This is a genomic window from Micromonospora sp. WMMD729, from assembly GCF_049315225.1.
Classification (GTDB): Bacteria; Actinomycetota; Actinomycetes; order Mycobacteriales; family Micromonosporaceae; genus Micromonospora.
Genome location: NZ_CP186059.1, coordinates 1 through 17591 on the forward strand (window position 1 = coordinate 1; position 17591 = coordinate 17591).

Below are 17591 nucleotides of genomic sequence, written 5' to 3' on the forward strand. Positions count from 1 at the left end.
TGCGCTGCACTACGCCGGCCTCGGCAACATCGCCGGCGTGATCGTCGATGGCGACGGTCAGCGCCGGGGGCTGGTGTCGCTGCCCGGCATCGCCGGGCACCAGCGGCCGACGGTACGCGGCTACGAATACCCGTTCGGGCCGGACGCCCGGCTCGTGATGCACAGCGACGGCGTCGTCGACCGCTGGCGGTTGGCCGACTATCCGGGCCTCGTCGAACGGTCTCCGCTGGTGTTGGCGGCCACCCTGCTGCGGGACGCCGGGGTGCGGCGGGACGACGCCTGTGTCCTGGTGGCGAGGTCCCGGGCATGAGCGTCGATCCGAGCGTGCCGGCCGCCGAGCCGCTGCTGCAGATGGCGCTCCGCGTCGAACAGGACATCTTCGTCATCCGCCAGCGTGGCCGCGAGGTGGCCGGCGTGGTGGGCCTCGAACACCAGGACCAGGTACGGATCGCCACGGCGCTCAGCGAGGTGGCCCGGGACCTGTTGCGGACAACGGACGGCGCGGACGTCACCTTCCACGTCGACGGAGGCGGCGACGGCCGCTTCCACCTCCGCGCCGACCTGGCGCCGGTGACTCCTCTCCCGGACGGCCGGTACGAGCCGCAGTCCGGCGCGGTGTCCCGCCTGGTCGACACCCTGAGCGTCATGACCGTCGAGGGGGTTACGGTCGTACGGATGTCCCGCAGAGTCCCGGCGAACGCGCCGACGCCGACTCCGGAGCGGCTGGCCGAGTTCCGTGCCGAACTCGGCCGCACCGCGCCGGGCAGCGCGCTGGACGAACTGACCGTGCAGAACGGCCAGCTCATCGCGGCGCTCGACGAGGTGCGCAGCCAGCGCGACGAGTTGGCCGTGCTGAACGAGGAGCTGGCCGAGACCAACCGCGGCGTGCTGGCGCTCTACAACCAGCTCACCGAGGAGTTGGAGGAGACGAACCGGGGCGTCGTCGCCCTCTACGCCGAGCTGGACGAGAAGTCGGCCCAGTTGCGCGCCGCGAGCGAGTCGAAGAGCCGATTCCTGGCCAACGTGAGCCACGAGCTGCGCGCCCCGGTGACCGCGATCATCGGGCTGGGACGCCTGCTCGCGGACTCCTCGTCCGACCCCCTCACCACCGAACAGGTCCGCCAGGTCGGCCTCATCCGCTCCTCGGCGGAGGATCTGCTCGGCCTGGTGAACGAACTGCTCGACCTCGCCAAGGCCGAGTCCGGTCGGATCGAGCCGGACTGGGCGGACGTGGACCTACGGCCGGTCTTCGGTCAACTGCGCGGCACCATGCGGGCGCTGGCCACCCGGCCCGAGGTGGAGCTGACGGTGGAGGAACCGAGCGCGCCGGCCGTGCTCCGCACCGACGAGGTGCTGCTCGGTCAGGTGCTGCGCAACCTGCTGCACAACGGTCTCAAGTTCACCGAGCGCGGCGAGGTACGGCTGCGCGCCCGACGCCACGACGACCGGTGGAACTTCGAGGTCAGCGACACCGGCCCGGGCATCGCCCCGGAGCTGCACGACCGGATCTTCGAGGAGTTCTACCAGGTGCCCGGCGCGACCCGGGTCGGCGGCACCGGCCTCGGCCTGCCGTACGCCCGGCGGCTGGTGACCCTGCTCGGTGGCACGCTGGACCTGTTCAGCGAGCCCGGTCGGGGCAGCACGTTCACCGTCTCCCTGCCCACAGGCGGAGCGTGACGGTGGACGGCGGGCCGACGACCGTCCTGGTGGTCGACGACAGTCGTACCAAGCGGTACCTGCTGGTCAGTTGGCTCACCCGGGCCGGCTACACCGTGCTCGAGGCGGAGAGCGGCACCGAGGCGCTGGCCCGGGTCGAGACGGACCGCATCGACCTGGTGGTCCTGGACGTCCGGCTGCCCGACCTGAGCGGCTACGAGGTGTGCGAGCGGATCAAGGCGGCGCACCCGGCGATGCCGGTGATCCACGTTTCCGCGCACGCGGTGGACGTCACCGACCGCGCCCAGGGGTTGACCCGGGGGGCGGACGCGTACCTGGCCGAGCCGATCGAGCCGGAGGAGCTGATCGCCACCTCCCGGGCGGTCCTGCGCTACTACCAGGCCCGGCAGCGCGCCGAACTGCTCGCCGAGCGGCTGCTCGGCCTCGCCGACACCACCGTCGCGGTGCACGCCGCGGCGACCTTCGCGCGGCTGCTCGAAGCCGCCGCCGAGGGTGCCGCGCAGATCTTCAAGAGCCCCGCCGCCGTGATCGCCGAGACGTTCGACGGTGACTGCATCGCCGGCGTCTGCGCGGGCCCCGGCGCGGACGCCGCCATCGTGCCGTGGATCGTCGACGACACGGGGGTGCCCACCGGCGCCACCGTGCGGGTGGAGTCGCCGGAGAACTGGGGGCTGCTCAGCTGGCCTGCGGACGACACCGTGACCGTGGCCGCGGCCCGGCTGCGGGAGGACCGCGCGCCGCTGTACGTGGTGGTCCCCACCGCCACCCAGACCGCCCGGACGCCGGTGCTCGTGCAGCTCGCCCAGGCCGTGGCGGCGGCCGTCGAAGCCCAGCGCTCCTTCGACGAGGAGCACCGGATCGCCGTCACCCTCCAGCGCAGCCTGCTCCCGCGCAGCCTGCCCACGGTCGCCGGACTGGACCTCGCGGTGCGGTACGAGCCGGCCAGCGCGCAGACCGAGGTGGGCGGCGACTTCTACGAACTGGTGATGCTCGACGGGCACCTCCTGCTGGCGATCGGGGACGTGGCCGGCCACTCCCTGCACGCGGCCACCGTGATGGCCGAGCTGCGGCACGCCGTCCGGGCGTACGCCGTCGAGGGGCACCAGCCCGGCGAGATCCTGCACCGGGTCAACGAGCTGATGCGTACGCTGCTGCCGAACGAGTTGGCCACGCTCTGCGTCCTGCTGCTGCACCCGCCGAGCGGCCGGGTCCGGCTGGCCAGCGCCGGTCACCTGCCGCCGCTGCTGCACCGCGACGGCAAGGTCGAGTTCGTCCAGCACTCGGCGCCCCTGCTCGGCGTCCGCGCCCCCCGACCGGCCGATCTGGAGTTCGTCCTGCCGACCGGCGCCACGCTGGTGTTCTACACCGACGGGCTGATCGAGCGCAGGGACGCCACCATCGACGAGGGCCTGGCCGCGCTGGCCGCGGTGTCCGCCACCGTGGACGACAACCTGGACGACTTCTGCGCCCGCCTCCTGGTCGAACTGGCCCCCGACAAAATCCAGGACGACGTAGCCGTAGTAGTCCTCCGCCGCCACTGACCCGTTACGGCCCACCCCGCCCCCGGCCTCCGGCGACCTCCCCGCCCTGCCCCGGTGATCAAGAGATTCGCGTCAAATTTGGCCCTGTCGATGACGCCAACCTCTTGATCACGAGGGTGAAGGGTGGGGTCCGGGTGGGGTGGGGTGTTGACTGGGGTATTCGCTGGGTGAATAGTTGAGGGGTGTCTACGCCGCATGTTCTGCTGGGGTTGCTGGCTGGGGGGAGCCGGCACGGGTATGAGCTGAAGCGGGCGCATGACCAGCGGTTGCCCCGGGCTCGGCCGCTGGCGTTCGGGCAGGTGTACGCCACCCTGGGTCGCCTCGAACGGGACGGTCTGGTGGTCACCGCCGGTCAGGATCGGGCGTCCGGGCCGGATCGGACGGCGTACGCGCTGACCGACGAGGGCCGCTCCGCCCTGGACCGGTGGCTGTCCGAAGTGGAGTCGCCGATGCCGTACGTGGCCAGCACGCTCTTCGCCAAGGTCGTGGTGGCGCTGCTGGTCGCCGACGTCGACCGGGCGCGTTCGTACCTGATGGACCAGCGCGCCGCGCACACCGCGCGGCTACGGGAGCTGACGGCGGTCAAGACCGACCCGGCCGCCACCCTCAACGACGTGGTCGCGGCGGACTTCGCGATCGCCCACCTCGACGCCGACCTGCGGTGGCTGCACACCACGCTGGGCCGGGTCGCCGACTGGCACCGGGAGGTGCACGCGTGACGCAACTCCAGGCTCGCGGCGTGGTTCGTTCGTACGGTCCGACGCCCGCCCTGCGCGGTGTGACGCTCGACGTGGCCGAGGGCGAGATCGTCGCGGTCACCGGGCCGAGTGGCTGCGGCAAGTCGACCCTGCTGCACTGCCTGGCCGGGATCCTCCGGCCCGACGCGGGCGAGGTCACCTGGCGCGGCCACCGGATCGACACCTGGTCGGAGGCCGCCCGGTCCCGGCTACGGCGTACCGAGTTCGGGGTGTTGTTCCAGTTCGGGCAACTGGTCGCCGAGCTGACCGCGGCGGAGAACGTGGCGCTGCCCCTGCTCCTCGCCGGCACGGGGCGGCGAGAGGCGCGGACGGCGGCCCTGACCTGGCTGGACCGGTTCGGGGTGGCCGACCTGGCCGACCTGCGGCCCGGCGAGATGTCCGGCGGTCAGCAGCAGCGGTGCGCCACGGCGCGGGCGCTGGTCACCGAGCCGCGGGTGCTCTTCGCCGACGAGCCGACCGGGGCGCTCGACACCCTCACCGGCGAGCAGGTCCTCACCCAACTGGTCCGGCTCGCCCGGGAGCAGCGCACCTCCGTCGTGCTGGTCACCCACGAACCGCGGATCGCCGCGTACGCCGATCGGGAGATCGTGCTGCGCGACGGCCTGGTGGACCACACCGGCCTGGGGCTCGACGTGCCGTTGGCGGGCGGCGCACGGTGAGGCCGGCGACGCTGGTACGGCTCGCGCTGGCCGGCAACCGGACGGACACGGCACGCGTCGTGCTGACCGCGCTCAGTGCCCTGCTGGCGACGCTGGCCGGGCTGGCGGCGCTGACCGTGCTCGCGATCCAGAAACCGGCCGGCGATGCCTGGGCAGAGTCCGAGCAGTACCGCAACGAGTTGCTGCGTGAGCCGGGGCTGCGTGGCGGGACCGCGTTCGCGCTGCTGATGCTGACCGTCCCGGTGCTGGCCCTGGCCGGCCAGTGCGCCCGGCTCGGCGCGCCCGCCCGGGACCGGCGACTCGCCGCGCTCCGGCTGGCCGGCGCGACCCCCGGCCAGGTCACCAGGCTGGCGATCCTGGAGACCGGCCTGGCCAGCCTGCTCGGCACCCTCGCCGGGCTGGGCGTCTACCTGGTCGGTCGCAACCTGCTGCACCGGCCGGACGACCAGGGCCGGTTGGCGCTGCCCACCGACGTGCTACCGCCGACCGGCGCGCTCGTCGCGGTGGTGCTGGGTCTGCCGGTGATCGCGGCGCTGGCCACCGCCCTGATGCTGCGTACCGTCACGACGAGCCCGCTCGGGGTCAGTCGCAGGGCAGCCCGCGAGCGGGGTCCACGCCCGTGGGCCGGGCTGTTGATCGGTCTGGGTCTGGGGTCCTTCATCGCCGTCCGCCCGTTGCTCTACCGGGTCGAGGGCAACGCCGTGCTGCTGGGCTGGCTGGTGCCACTGGTGTTCCTGGTGAGCGGACTCACCGCGATGATCGGGGTGGTGGTCGGCGCCGGTTGGATCTCGTACACCTGCGGGCGACTGCTGCGCCGGCACGCGCGGGGTCCGTCTGCGCTGCTCGCGGCGGGCCGGCTGATGGCCGACCCGTGGGCGGGCAGCCGGACGTTCGCCGCGCTGCTGGCCGCCGTGATCTTCGGTGCCGGGGCGGCTGCCCAGCGCGCCTACTTCGTCGCCCAGGACGCGCTGGAACGGGAGCAGAGCCGCCTCGCCGGGGTGGAGGACGGGGGTGCCAACCCGTTCTACCTGTCGACCATGGACCTGGTCGACGCCGCGGTGGCCGTCGCGGTGCTGATCGCGGCGGGCGGTCTGATCGTCGCGTTGGTCGAGGGGATCGTGGCCCGTCGACGGGCGTACGCGGCGCTGGTCGCCACCGGCGTGCCCCGGGCCACGCTCAGCGGATCGGTGGCCTGGCAGGCGCTCACCCCCGCGGTGCCGGCGATCCTGCTGGCGCTCACCGTCGGAGTGCTGCTGGGCAGGGGACTCTTCCCCAACGTCAGCGTGGGCGGATCGTCGGAGCTGGTGTGCGACGCGACGGCGGCGCTCTGCGACGACCCGGCCACCCGTGACCAGTACACCCACCTTGTGCAGACCGCTGGGGCGGAGCGGACTGTCGCCGTACCTCTGGAGCACCTGGCGTGGCTCGGCGCCGGCGCCCTGGCGGCGGTGCTGGTGACGGTCGGTGTCGGCCTGCTCTTCCTGCGGGTGAGCACGGCGGTGGACGAGTTGCGGACGGCCTGAGCGGGCGTGACCGCGCGGTTCCCGGACGTGGTGGCCTCGACGGCGACCGTGCGGCCACCACATCCGGGATCGAGCGTCAGGCGCGGCCCAGGCGGTCCAGGATCCAGGCGTTGATGAACGCCTCCTCGCGCCAGGCGTCGTAGCGACCGCTCGGGCCACCGTGCCCGGCGCCCATCTCGGTCTTGAGCAGGTAGTCGCCCTGCGGTGCGGTGGCCCGCAGCCGAGCGATCCACTTCGCCGGCTCGGAGTAGAGCACCCGCGTGTCGTTGAGGCTGGTCACCGCGAGGATCGCCGGGTAGTCCACCGCCGCGACGTTCTCGTACGGCGTGTACGACTTCATGTACGCGTACACCTCGGGGTCTTCGAGCGGGTTGCCCCACTCCTCCCACTCGGTGACGGTCAGCGGCAGCGACGGGTCGAGGATCGAGGTGAGCGCGTCCACGAACGGCACCTGCGCCACGATCCCCGTGAACGCGTCCGGGGCGAGGTTGGCGACCGCGCCCATCAGCAGGCCGCCGGCCGACGCGCCCCGGGCCACCAGCCGGTCGCTGGCCGTCCAGCCGGCCTTGACCAGGTGCCGGGCGCAGGCCACGAAGTCGGTGAAGGTGTTCTTCTTGGCCAGCATCTTGCCCTGGTCGTACCAGCGCCGGCCCAGTTCACCGCCGCCCCGGGTGTGCGCCACGGCGAAGACCACGCCCCGGTCCAGCAGGGACAGTCGGGCCACCGAGAACCACGGGTCCATGCTGGCCTCGTACGAGCCGTAGCCGTACAACTCGCAGGGGGCCGAGCCGTCCCGGGGCGTGCCGACCCGGCAGACCAGCGAGATCGGCACCCGGGTGCCGTCGTCGGCGAGCGCCCAGTCGCGGTGCTGTTCGTACTCGGCCGGGTCGTACGGCCGGCCGTCCGGTCCGGGCAGCACCGGCTTCTGCTTGCGCAGCACCATCTGCCGGGTCACCAGGTCGTAGTCGTACACCGAGTCCGGGGTGACCAGCGAGGAGTAGCGCAGCCGGACCTGACCGGTGCGGTACTCCGGGTTGGCGTCCAGGCCCACGCTGTAGAGCGGCTCGGGGAAGTCGATGTCGTACCCGTCGTCGCTGCCGATCGGAAGCACCCGCAGGCCGGTGAGGCCGTCGGTGCGCAGGGACACCACCAGGTGGTTCGCGAACGCGTCCACCGCCTCCAGCCGGGTGCCCGGGCTGTGCTCGATCAGCGGCACCCAGTCGCCCGGAGTGTCCGCCGAGGTGAACGCCAGCGCGAAGTCCTCCGCGCCGTCGTTGTGCAGGATCAGGAAGCGGTGGCCGTGGTGCTCCACCGCGTACTCGACGCCCTGCCGGCGGGGAGCGATCACGGCCGGCGCGCCGGTGGGGTTGCCGGCCGGGATCACCAGCACCTCGCTGGTGATCTTGCTGTGGATGTCGACGAGGATGAACTTCTCGGAGCGGGTCAGCTCGACGCCCACCCAGAACCGCTCGTCGTCCTCCTGGTGCACCACCACGTCCTCGGACGCGGCCGAGCCGATGGTGTGCCGCCAGACCCGGTTCGGTCGCCAGGCGTCGTCGACCGTGACGTAGAACAGCACCGACGCGTCGGCCGACCAGGCGGTGCCGTAGAACGTGTCCGGCACCTCGTCGGGCAGCAGCTCCCCGGTGCTCAGGTCCTTGACGCGCAGGGTGAAGCGCTCGTCGCCGGAGAAGTCCGTCGAGTACGCCAGCCAGCGTCCGTCCGGGCTGACGTCGAACGCGCCCAGTGAGAAGAAGTCGTGCCCCTCGGCCAGCAGGTTGCCGTCGAGCAGCACCTCCTCACCGTCGAGCGGGGCGCCGTCCGCGCTGACCGGCGGGTCGGACTCGCCGTCGCGGACCGCGCGCCGGCAGTGCACGCCGTACTGCTGGCCCTCGATCGTCCGGGTGTAGTACCAGTACCCGCCCTTGCGGGTGGGCACGGACAGGTCGGTCTCGCGGGTGCGCTGGCGGGTCTCCTCGAACAGTTCCGCGCGCAGGGCGGCCAGGTGCGCGGTGCGCTCCTCGGTGTACGCGTTCTCGGCGGTCAGGTAGGCGATCGTCTCCGGGTCGTCCTTGGCGGCGAGCCAGGCGTACTCGTCGACGACGGTGTCGCCGTGGTGGGTGCGCTCGGTGGGCACCCGCTTCGCCGCGGGCGGGGCAGTCTCGGTGGTCACGGCGGCCACGTTACCGGCCGGCTCACCCTGTGTGCCGGACCAGTGGCATCCCGAACACCACCACCTTGGCTTTCGAACACATGTACGATAGCCGGCATGGCGGCAGCAGCGAGTTCCCTCGGCCGGTCCGGAGCCCTCGAGATCACCCGGCGATTGACGGCGATCTGCGGTCCGCCGTTCGCCCGACTCGCCGGTCCGGCCGACGAGGTGGCCGGCCGGCCGGCCCGCTGGGTGGCGGTGCCCGGCGGTCCGCACGCTGCGGCCGAGGTGCTGCGGCTGGCCGCCGCGCACGACCTGGCAGTGGTGCCCCGGGGTGCCGGCACGAAGATCGACTGGGGTGCCACCCCGACGCAGGTCGACATCCTGCTCGACACCGGCCGGCTGGCCGGCATCGGTCACGAGCCGGTGGGCGCGCCGGTGGCCGAGGTGGGCGCGGGCACTCCACTGCGGGCGGTACAGGCCACTCTGGAACGCACCGGGCAGCGGCTCGCGATGGACGCCCCCTCGCCCGGCGCGACCCTCGGCGGGGTGCTCGCCGCCGGGGAGACCGGTCCGCTGCGGCACCGCCACGGCAGCCCGTGCGACCAGCTCGTCGGCGTCCGCTATCTGGCCGCCGACGGTGAGCTGGTCAGCGCCGGCGGCGGCGCACCCGGGCTGGACCTGGCCCGGCTGCTCTGCGGTTCACAGGGTGCGCTCGGCGTGCTGGTCTCGGCGAGCCTGCGGGTGCAGCCGGTACCGGCCAGCCGGCTCTGGGTGTCCCGGCCGGTGTGGACCCCGCTGGAGGTCCACGAGCTGATCCGGTCGATCCTCGCCGCCCGCCTGGAACCGGCGGCCATCGAGCTGGACCTGCCCGGTGGTCTGCCCCGGCCGCGGACCGCGTACCCGCCGGGCCACCCGGCCGCCACCGCCCGCGAGCGACACCCGTCGATGTCCGGCCGGTCCGGGGCGCCGTCCCGGGCGGGCAGCCTCGTCGTGCTGCTCGAAGGCGGCCCGGCCGAGGTGAACGAACGTGCCGAACGGCTGGTCGGCCTGCTGCACGGCGAGGCGACCGTCGCCCACTCGGCACCGACGTGGTGGCGTCGCTACCCCTTCGCGCCCGGCGACACGGCGCTACGTCTGGAGGTGCCGATCAGTGACCTGCACGCCGCCGTGTACGCGCTGCGCGACGCGGCCGGCGCACCGGTGCCGGTGCGTGGCTCGGCCGGTCTGGGCGTGGTGCACGCGGCCCTGCCCGGCACGGTGCCGCCGGACCGGGTGGCGTCCATCCTGGCCGCCGTCCGTGGGGTGCTGCTGGCCCGGCAGGGCCGCTGCCTGGTCGTCTCCGCACCGGCGGCGGTCCGGCAGGCCGTCGACCTGTGGGGCGAGCTGGCCGGCCTGGCCCGGCTGGAGGCGGCCAAGGAACACCTCGACCCGGACCGCCGCCTGGCCCCCGGCCGCCTCCCCGGCGGCCTGTGAGGCCGTCGAACCGCCCGTGCCGCCGCGCCGGTCGGTGACGCCGCGCTGTTCAGACCGCGTCGTTGCGGAGCACCAGGACGGCGATGTCGTCCCGGGGCGGCTCGACCGAGAAGTTGATGGCGGCGGCGCGCAGGCGGGCGGCGACCACGTCGGCGGAGTAGCCGGCCAGCGGCGCGGCAGCGTCCCGCAGCCGGTCGGTGCCGAACAGCTCCCGGCCGCGCCGTCGCTCGGTGACCCCGTCGGTGTAGAAGATCAGCGAGTCGCCGGGGGCGAGCGTGATCTCGGTCGTCGGTGAGGTGATGGTGTCGAGCAGGCCCAGCGCCGTACCGCCGACCCCGACGAACCGGGCGCCGCCCGCGCCGGCCAGCAGCACCGGCCGGTCGTGCCCGGCCAGGTGCAGGGACACGTCGAGGTGGTCGCCGTCGCCCGGCCCGACCGCGGCCAGGGCCAACGTGCAGTACCGCCCACCACCCCGCTCGACGAGCGTCTCGTTGAGCCGGGCCAGCGCCTCCGGCAGCGGCTTGCCGTCCCCGACCAGCACCCGGATCACGTCGCGGACCAGCCCGGTGACCGCGGCCGCCTGGACGCCCTTGCCCGACACGTCGCCGATCACCACGAGCCAGCGTCCGTCGGGCAGCGGCACCACGTCGTAGAAGTCGCCACCCACCTCGGCGTCGTCACCGGTGGGCACGTACTCGGCGGCGAAGCCGATGCCGTCCACCACCGGCAGCACGGGTGGCAGCAGGGACTGTTGGAGCGTCTGCGCGACCCGTCGGCGCTCGGCGTGGATCCGGGCGTTCTCGATCGCCAGCGCGGCCCGTCGGGCCACGTCCTCCAGGACGGCCACCTCGTCCGGGTCGTGCCGGTGCCGTTGGTGCCGGCCCACCGCGAGGGTGCCGAGCCGCTGGCCGCGGGCGATCAGCGGGACCGCGAAGCCCTCCATCGGGCCGCCCAGCGGGATCTGCGCCGCGCTGCGGGACGCCTCCCGCAGCCGGGCCTGGATGGAATCCGGGCCGGTCTCCGCCAGCACCCGGTGCAGCTGCGGCAGCACCGACTCGTCGGCGTGGCTGGTCGCGGCCAGCCGCAACCGGCCCCACTCGTCGGTGGTGTGCACGGCGCACCACTGGCCGAGCCGGGGCACCACCAACTGCGGGATCAGGGCCATGGTCAGCTCGACGTCCAGCGACTGGGCCAGCAGCTCGCTCGCCTCGGCGAGGAACGTCAACCACGCCTGCCGGCGGACGTCCGCCCGGCGCAGCCGGTCGTTCTCCAGGTGCAGCGACAGCCGCTCGGCGGTGAGCGCCGCCAACGGCCGGGCGTACGCGGACGGCGCCGCGTCCAGCTCCAACTCCCCGGCGTACGGGCGGTGCACGGTCAACGGCACCCGCAGCAGCTCGCTGTCGGGGCGGGGCTGCCGGCCGAACCGGGCCAGCAACTGTCGGCCCTGTCCGTCGCCCCGGTCCAGGCGTACCGCCCCACCGGCCGCGCCGACCATCTCGGCGACCCGGCTGAGCAGGCTGGCGGCGAAGTCGGGCAGCGGGTCGTCGGCGTACATGTCGGGGGCGGTCTGCATGAGTTCGCTCATCGCGCCCGCGCTCGGCGCCGACCCGTCGACGGCCCCGGGGTCACCGGCCAGCGACGTGCCACCGGCGCTGGAGCCGGCACCCGGCTCGGTGCCGGGCCGGTCGAGGCGGAACCAGACGCCCTTGCCGGTGGGCAGGTACGTGGTGCCCCAGCGGCTGGCGAAGTGGTCGACGAGCAGCAGTCCCCGACCGCGCTCGGAGACCTCGTCGATCTCGGCCGTGTCGTTGCGGGCCCCGACGGTCAACTCGTCGTTGCCGGAGCTGGGGGCGAAGTCGGAGACGGTCACGGAGAGCCCGACACCGTCCGCCACGACCTCGATGTCCAGTTCGGTGCCGGCGTGCTCGACGGCGTTGGTGGTCAGCTCGGTGGTGAGCAGCAGCGCCTCGTTGACCAGGTCGTCGAGGTGCGCCTCGGTGAGGACGGAGCGGACGACCGCGCGGGCGGCGGCGGGCGTACGGCGGTCGGCGGGCAGACGGACACGCCGGACGGCCCCGTTCCGGCCCCCGGCCGTCGCGGGCCCCGCCTCGGCTGACACCCCCGTATCCTCTACCGTCCCCCGGCCAGGTGCCAAGCCGATGGCCGACCGGCGGGGGGCGCTGCGCCCTCTCCGACGTGACGAGCGCCACTCGGCGCGTCTGTGTCGGGTTGGGTACCGGCGCGAGGATCGCGGGGGCCGCCGGGGTCGATCGGCGGGTCGCGCACCCTGGCACTACGGCCGGCGCGGGCACAATATGGGGTGCCGGTGTGTCTGTACGGGCACGGACCCCCCCAGGTGAGCGAGGCATCATGACCACGGCGAAGCAGTCGTACGCGGATCCGTCCGCGCCCGACCAGGAGGCGGTTCTCGGTGAGCTGACCGAGGCGCTGCGACGGGTGCGTCGCGGTGATCTGAAGGTCCGGTTGCCCCGCCGCGCCGGCAAGGCGGGCGAGGTGGCGGACGCCTTCAACGAGGTGGTCTCGCTCCAGGAGCGGCAGTACCTGGACCTGCGGCGGATCAGCCGGATCGTCGGCCGGGACGGCCGGCTCACCGAGCGGCTGGACGACGAGGGGCTGGACGGCTCCTGGGCGGAGGGGCAGCGGGCGATCAACTCGCTGATCGACGACCTGGGCCGGCCGACGACCGAGATCGCCCGGGTCATCGTGGCGGTGGCCGACGGCGACCTGTCCCAGCACATGGCGTTGGAGATAGACGGTCGGCCGCTGCGCGGTGAGTACCTGCGCATCGGGCGCACCGTGAACACGATGGTCGACCAGTTGTCGTCGTTCTCCAACGAGGTGACCCGGGTGGCCCGTGAGGTGGGCACCGAGGGCAAGTTGGGCGGCCAGGCCGACGTACGGGGTGTCGCCGGGACGTGGAAGGACCTCACCGACTCGGTGAACACCATGGCGTCGAACCTGACCGGCCAGGTGCGGTCGATCTCGCAGGTGGCGACGGCGGTGGCCAAGGGCGACCTGTCGCAGAAGATCACAGTCAGTGCGCGCGGTGAGGTGGCCGAGTTGGCCGCCACGATGAACTACCTCACGGACACGCTGCGGCTCTTCGCCGAGCAGGTGACCCGGGTGGCCCGTGAGGTGGGCACCGAGGGCAAGCTGGGTGGGCAGGCCGAGGTGCCGAACGTGGCGGGCACCTGGAAGGACCTCACCGACAGCGTCAACTCGATGGCGTCGAACCTGACCGCCCAGGTCCGCAACATCGCGCAGGTCTCCACGGCGGTGGCGCGCGGTGACCTGTCGCAGAAGATCACGGTGGCGGCGCAGGGCGAGATCCTGGAGCTGAAGGACACCGTCAACACGATGGTGGACCAGTTGTCGTCGTTCGCCGACGAGGTCACGCGGGTGGCCCGTGAGGTGGGCATCGAGGGCAAGTTGGGCGGTCAGGCGCAGGTACGCGGCGTGTCGGGCACCTGGCGTGACCTGACCGAGAACGTCAACCAGTTGGCCGGCAACCTGACCAGCCAGGTCCGCAACATCTCCCAGGTCTCCACCGCGGTGGCCAAGGGCGACCTGTCGCAGAAGATCACCGTCGACGCGCAGGGCGAGATCCTGGAGCTGAAGAACACCGTCAACACGATGGTGGACCAGCTCTCGTCGTTCGCGGACGAGGTGACCCGGGTGGCCCGTGAGGTGGGTACCGAGGGCAACCTGGGCGGTCAGGCGCAGGTGAAGGGCGTCAGCGGTACGTGGCGGGACCTGACGGACAACGTGAACTCGATGGCGTCGAACCTGACCAGCCAGGTCCGCAACATCGCCTCGGTGACGACGGCGGTGGCGAAGGGTGACCTGTCGCAGAAGATCACGGTGGACGCGCGGGGCGAGATCCTGGAGCTGAAGTCGACAGTCAACACGATGGTCGATCAGTTGTCGTCGTTCGCCGACGAGGTGACCCGGGTGGCCCGTGAGGTGGGCACCGAGGGCAAGCTCGGCGGCCAGGCCCAGGTGCGCGGGGTCGCCGGCACCTGGCGGGACCTGACCGACAACGTGAACTCGATGGCGTCGAACCTGACCGCCCAGGTCCGCAACATTGCCCAGGTCTCGACGGCGGTGGCGAAGGGTGACCTGAGCCAGAAGATCACGGTGGACGCGCGGGGCGAGATCCTGGAGCTGAAGTCCACTGTCAACACGATGGTGGACCAGTTGTCGTCGTTCGCCGACGAGGTGACCCGGGTGGCCCGTGAGGTGGGTACCGAGGGCAAGCTCGGCGGTCAGGCGCAGGTCAAGGGCGTGTCCGGCACCTGGCGGGACCTGACCGACAACGTGAACTCGATGGCGTCGAACCTGACCAGCCAGGTCCGCAACATCGCCTCGGTGACCACGGCCGTGGCGAAGGGTGACCTGAGCCAGAAGATCACCGTGGACGCGCAGGGCGAGATCCTGGAGCTGAAGTCGACAGTCAACACGATGGTGGACCAGCTCTCGTCGTTCGCCGACGAGGTCACCCGCGTCGCCCGCGAGGTGGGCATCGAGGGCAAGTTGGGTGGTCAGGCGCAGGTCAAGGGCGTCTCCGGCACCTGGCGGGACCTGACCGAGAACGTCAACCAGCTCGCCTCCACGCTGACCACCCAGCTGCGGGCCATCGCCCAGGTGTCCACCTCGGTGACCCGGGGCGACCTGACCCAGCGGATCGCCGTCAAGGCGCAGGGCGAGGTCGCCGAGTTGAAGGACAACATCAACCAGATGATCGTCACCCTCCGGGAGACGACCAAGAAGAACGCCGAGCAGGGCTGGCTGGACTCCAACCTGGCTCGCATCGGTGGCCTGTTGCAGGGCCAGCGTGACCTCGGCGAGGTCTGCCGCATGATCATGACCGAGGTGACGCCGCTGGTCGACGCGCAACTCGGCGCGTTCTTCCTCGCCGACGACACCGACGGCAGCATGCGGCTGCGGTTGACCTCGTCGTACGGCTATGTGGCGCGGGGGCACGACGTGACCTTCGGGCCGGGTGAGGGGCTGGTCGGGCAGACCGCCCTCTCGCGCCGGACGATCCGGGTCAGCGCTCCGCCGAACAGCCGTCTCACGCTGCGCTCCGGCCTGGCCGAGACACCCCCGACCGACCTGGTGGTGCTCCCCGTGCTGTTCGAGGGGGAGCTGCTCGGGGTGATCGAGTTCGCCAGCGTGTCCGCCTTCTCCGAGCTGCACCTGTCGTTCCTGGAGCGGCTGGTGCTCACCATCGGCATCGCGGTCAACACCATCCAGGCCAACCGGCGTACGGAGGAACTGCTGGCCCAGTCGCAGCGGCTGGCGCACGAGATGCAGGAGCAGTCGGCGGAGTTGCAGCGCACCAACGCCGAGTTGGAGGAGAAGGCCACCCTGCTCTCCGAGCAGAAGGGCAACATCGAGACCAAGAACCGGGAGATCGAGCTGGCCCGCCTCGGCCTGGAGGAGAAGGCACAGCAGCTCACCCGGGCGTCGGCGTACAAGTCGGAATTCCTGGCCAACATGAGCCACGAGCTGCGTACGCCGCTGAACTCGTTGCTGCTGCTGGCCCGCCTGCTCGCGGAGAACTCGGAGCAGAACCTCAGCCCGAAGCAGATCGAGTTCGCCCGGACCATCCACGGCTCCGGCTCCGACCTGCTGCGCCTGATCGACGACATCCTCGACCTGTCCAAGATCGAGGCGGGCCGGATGGACGTCGAGCCCACCGAGATCCGCTTCACCGAGCTGCGCGGCTTCGTCGAGCAGGCGTTCGCGCCGCAGGCCGAGGAGAAGAATCTCGACTTCCAGGTACGCGTCAGCAAGGACCTGCCGCCGGCGCTGGTCACCGACGCGCAGCGGTTGCAGCAGATCCTGCGCAACCTGCTCTCCAACGCGGTGAAGTTCACCGACAACGGCGCGGTGACGTTGCGGATCGCCCCGGCCGCGCCGAACGCGGTGTTCGACGTGCCCGCGCTGACCAACGCCCAGCAGGTGATCGCCTTCACGGTGATCGACACCGGGATCGGCATCTCCGACGACAAGCTGTCGATCATCTTCGAGGCGTTCCAGCAGGCGGACGGCACGACCAGCCGCCGCTACGGCGGCACCGGTCTGGGCCTGTCGATCAGCCGGGACCTGGCGCGACTGATCGGCGGCACCATCACGGTCTCGTCGGCGCCCGGGCAGGGCTCGACGTTCACCCTGTTCGTACCGCAGGTCCTCGCTCCGGACGCGGTGGTCGCGCCGCAGTCGCCGTCGCCGCAGCGTGCCGGCCTGCCGTCGTCGCTGCTCATGCCGCCGCTGGAGCTGTTGCCGGAGCGCCCGGAGGCGCCGGCCACCCGGCAGTTGGACGGCGCCACCGTGCTGATCGTGGACGACGACGTGCGCAACGTCTTCGCTCTGACCAGCGCGTTGGAGCTGCACGGCATGACCGTGCTGTACTCGGACAACGGGGCGGACGGCGTCCGCCTGCTGGCCGAGCATCCGGAGGTGGACATCGTGCTGATGGACGCCATGATGCCCGACCAGGACGGATACGAGACGACCCGGCAGATCCGGCGTAACCACCGGTTCGCCGACCTTCCCGTCGTCTTCCTGACCGCGAAGGCGATGCCGGGCGACCGTGAGTCGGCGCTCGCGGCCGGGGGAAGCGACTACATCACCAAGCCGGTCGACCTCGACGACCTGATCGAGCTGATGTCGTCCTGGATCAGCGGCAGCCGCACCGAGGAGACTTCGTGACCCAGATGGCCAAGGCGCTGCTCGTGGACGACCGTCGGGAGAACCTGATGGCCCTGGAGGCGATTCTCCAGGGCCTGCCGGTCCAGTCGGTGGCCGTGGAGAGCGGTGAGGCGGCGCTCAAGCAGTTGCTGGTGGACGACTTCGCGGTGATCCTGTTGGACGCGCAGATGCCGGACATGGACGGCTTCGAGACGGCCAGTCACATCAAGCGCCGCGAGCGCACCCGGCACGTGCCGATCATCTTCCTCACCGCCGCCGACCGGGACGCCCAGCTCGCCCTGCGGGGCTACCAGGTGGGCGCCGTGGACTACCTGACCAAGCCGTTCGACCCGTGGGTGCTGCGGGCCAAGGTGTCGGTCTTCGTCGAGCTGTGGGTCAAGACCCGGCAGTTGGCCGCCCAGTCGGACCTGGTGCGGGAGCGCGACGCGCAGTGGCGGCGACTCACCGACGCGGTGGACGAGGCCACCACGCTCCTGCGCTCCGACGACTCCGAGGCTCGGGACCGGGCGATGGAGTTGCTGGAGCAGGCCCGCTGGGGCAGTTCAGCCTGACTCACCCGGGCGCAGGTGGCCGGTCTGGGCGCGGCGTACGCGCCAGCGTTCGCCCAGTGAGTCGATCTCTTCCTGGACGAAGAGGAAGAAGTCCCGCATCTCGGCCACCCGTTCGCCGGCCGGCGTGTCCGCGCCGAGGGCCCCGATGCCGCCTTCGGCGACGTCGATGAACGTCTTGTAGATCGCGGTCTTCGTGATCGTCCCCTCGTACCAGGGGTTCTCCGGCATCCGGTAACGGTCGCGGCGGGAGCGGGGGACCGGCTCGCGGATCAGCATGCCGAACTGGGTGAGGTAGCGAACCGCTCCGCTGACCGCCGCCGCGCTGACCCCGAGGCGTTCGCCGATCTCGGCGGCGGTCAGCGGGTCGTCCGCGCTCATCACGGTGAACAGCACCCGAGCGGCCATTCGCGGAAAGCCGACCTCGGCGAACGTGAGCGCCATCCGTTCCACGAAGAGGTGCACCGGGTCGTGGCCGTCGGCGTCTGCCATCTCTGGTCCCCCTCCTGACCGTGTCGT

The 17591-nt window shown here is 72.1% G+C and carries 11 protein-coding genes and 1 pseudogene; 9 read left to right on the forward strand and 3 right to left on the reverse strand.

The window, feature by feature from the left end:
- Positions 1-4: 4 nt before the first annotated feature.
- From ACN263_RS00005 to ACN263_RS00030, 6 genes and pseudogenes are all read left to right on the forward strand, one after another.
- Positions 5-310: pseudogene (locus ACN263_RS00005) on the forward strand (transcriptional regulator); the annotation flags it as partial.
- A complete protein-coding gene (locus ACN263_RS00010; RefSeq protein WP_422737787.1) occupies positions 307-1677 on the forward strand; it encodes a sensor histidine kinase in 1371 nt (456 codons plus the stop codon). The pseudogene ACN263_RS00005 and the gene ACN263_RS00010, both read left to right, overlap by 4 nt.
- 2 nt (positions 1678-1679) lie before the next feature.
- Positions 1680-3218: a SpoIIE family protein phosphatase gene (locus tag ACN263_RS00015; protein ID WP_422740888.1), complete on the forward strand. Its 1539-nt coding sequence runs from the start codon at positions 1680-1682 to the stop codon at positions 3216-3218.
- A gap of 182 nt (positions 3219-3400) precedes the next feature.
- A complete protein-coding gene (locus ACN263_RS00020) occupies positions 3401-3937 on the forward strand; it encodes a PadR family transcriptional regulator (protein ID WP_422737788.1) in 537 nt (178 codons plus the stop codon).
- The gene (locus ACN263_RS00025) at positions 3934-4635 is read left to right on the forward strand and encodes an ABC transporter ATP-binding protein (RefSeq protein WP_422737789.1); all 702 of its coding nucleotides are present in this window, start codon (positions 3934-3936) and stop codon (positions 4633-4635) included. Before ACN263_RS00020 ends, ACN263_RS00025 begins: the two co-directional genes overlap by 4 nt.
- Positions 4632-6158: an FtsX-like permease family protein gene (locus ACN263_RS00030; RefSeq protein WP_422737790.1), complete on the forward strand. Its 1527-nt coding sequence runs from the start codon at positions 4632-4634 to the stop codon at positions 6156-6158. The genes ACN263_RS00025 and ACN263_RS00030 overlap by 4 nt, the downstream gene beginning before the upstream one ends.
- A gap of 76 nt (positions 6159-6234) precedes the next feature.
- On the opposite strand, the gene ACN263_RS00035 is transcribed toward ACN263_RS00030, so the two are convergent.
- On the reverse strand, positions 6235-8331 hold the full coding sequence (locus ACN263_RS00035; RefSeq protein ID WP_422737791.1) for a S9 family peptidase: 2097 nt from the start codon (positions 8329-8331) through the stop codon (positions 6235-6237).
- 96 nt (positions 8332-8427) lie between these two features.
- On the opposite strand from ACN263_RS00035, the gene ACN263_RS00040 reads away from it, so the two are divergent.
- Positions 8428-9786 (forward strand): FAD-binding oxidoreductase, encoded by a 1359-nt coding sequence (locus ACN263_RS00040; protein ID WP_422737792.1) that lies wholly within the window; start codon positions 8428-8430, stop codon positions 9784-9786.
- 49 nt (positions 9787-9835) lie between these two features.
- On the opposite strand, the gene ACN263_RS00045 is transcribed toward ACN263_RS00040, so the two are convergent.
- Positions 9836-11905 carry a SpoIIE family protein phosphatase gene (locus ACN263_RS00045; RefSeq protein ID WP_422737793.1) on the reverse strand — a complete coding sequence of 690 codons (2070 nt, stop codon included), beginning with the start codon at positions 11903-11905 and terminating at the stop codon, positions 9836-9838.
- A 251-nt stretch (positions 11906-12156) separates the two neighbouring features.
- Between ACN263_RS00045 and ACN263_RS00050 the strand changes: the two genes are divergently transcribed.
- Entirely contained in the window at positions 12157-16524 is a 4368-nt protein-coding gene (locus tag ACN263_RS00050; protein ID WP_422737794.1) for a HAMP domain-containing protein, read from the forward strand.
- Positions 16521-17075: a response regulator gene (locus ACN263_RS00055; RefSeq protein WP_422737795.1), complete on the forward strand. Its 555-nt coding sequence runs from the start codon at positions 16521-16523 to the stop codon at positions 17073-17075. Before ACN263_RS00050 ends, ACN263_RS00055 begins: the two co-directional genes overlap by 4 nt.
- On the opposite strand, the gene ACN263_RS00060 is transcribed toward ACN263_RS00055, so the two are convergent.
- Positions 17067-17564 (reverse strand): GbsR/MarR family transcriptional regulator, encoded by a 498-nt coding sequence (locus tag ACN263_RS00060; protein WP_422737796.1) that lies wholly within the window; start codon positions 17562-17564, stop codon positions 17067-17069. The two genes, ACN263_RS00055 and ACN263_RS00060, sit on opposite strands and share 9 nt — an antisense overlap.
- Positions 17565-17591 lie beyond the last annotated feature (27 nt).

Excerpts from the sequence above, each read along its gene's own strand:
- ACN263_RS00060 (WP_422737796.1), bottom strand. The coding sequence starts at position 17,564 with ATGGCAGACGCCGACGGCCACGACCCGGTGCACCTCTTCGTGGAACGG.
- ACN263_RS00050 (WP_422737794.1), top strand. The coding sequence starts at position 12,157 with ATGACCACGGCGAAGCAGTCGTACGCGGATCCGTCCGCGCCCGACCAG.
- ACN263_RS00040 (WP_422737792.1), top strand. The coding sequence starts at position 8,428 with ATGGCGGCAGCAGCGAGTTCCCTCGGCCGGTCCGGAGCCCTCGAGATC.
- ACN263_RS00010 (WP_422737787.1), top strand. The coding sequence starts at position 307 with ATGAGCGTCGATCCGAGCGTGCCGGCCGCCGAGCCGCTGCTGCAGATG.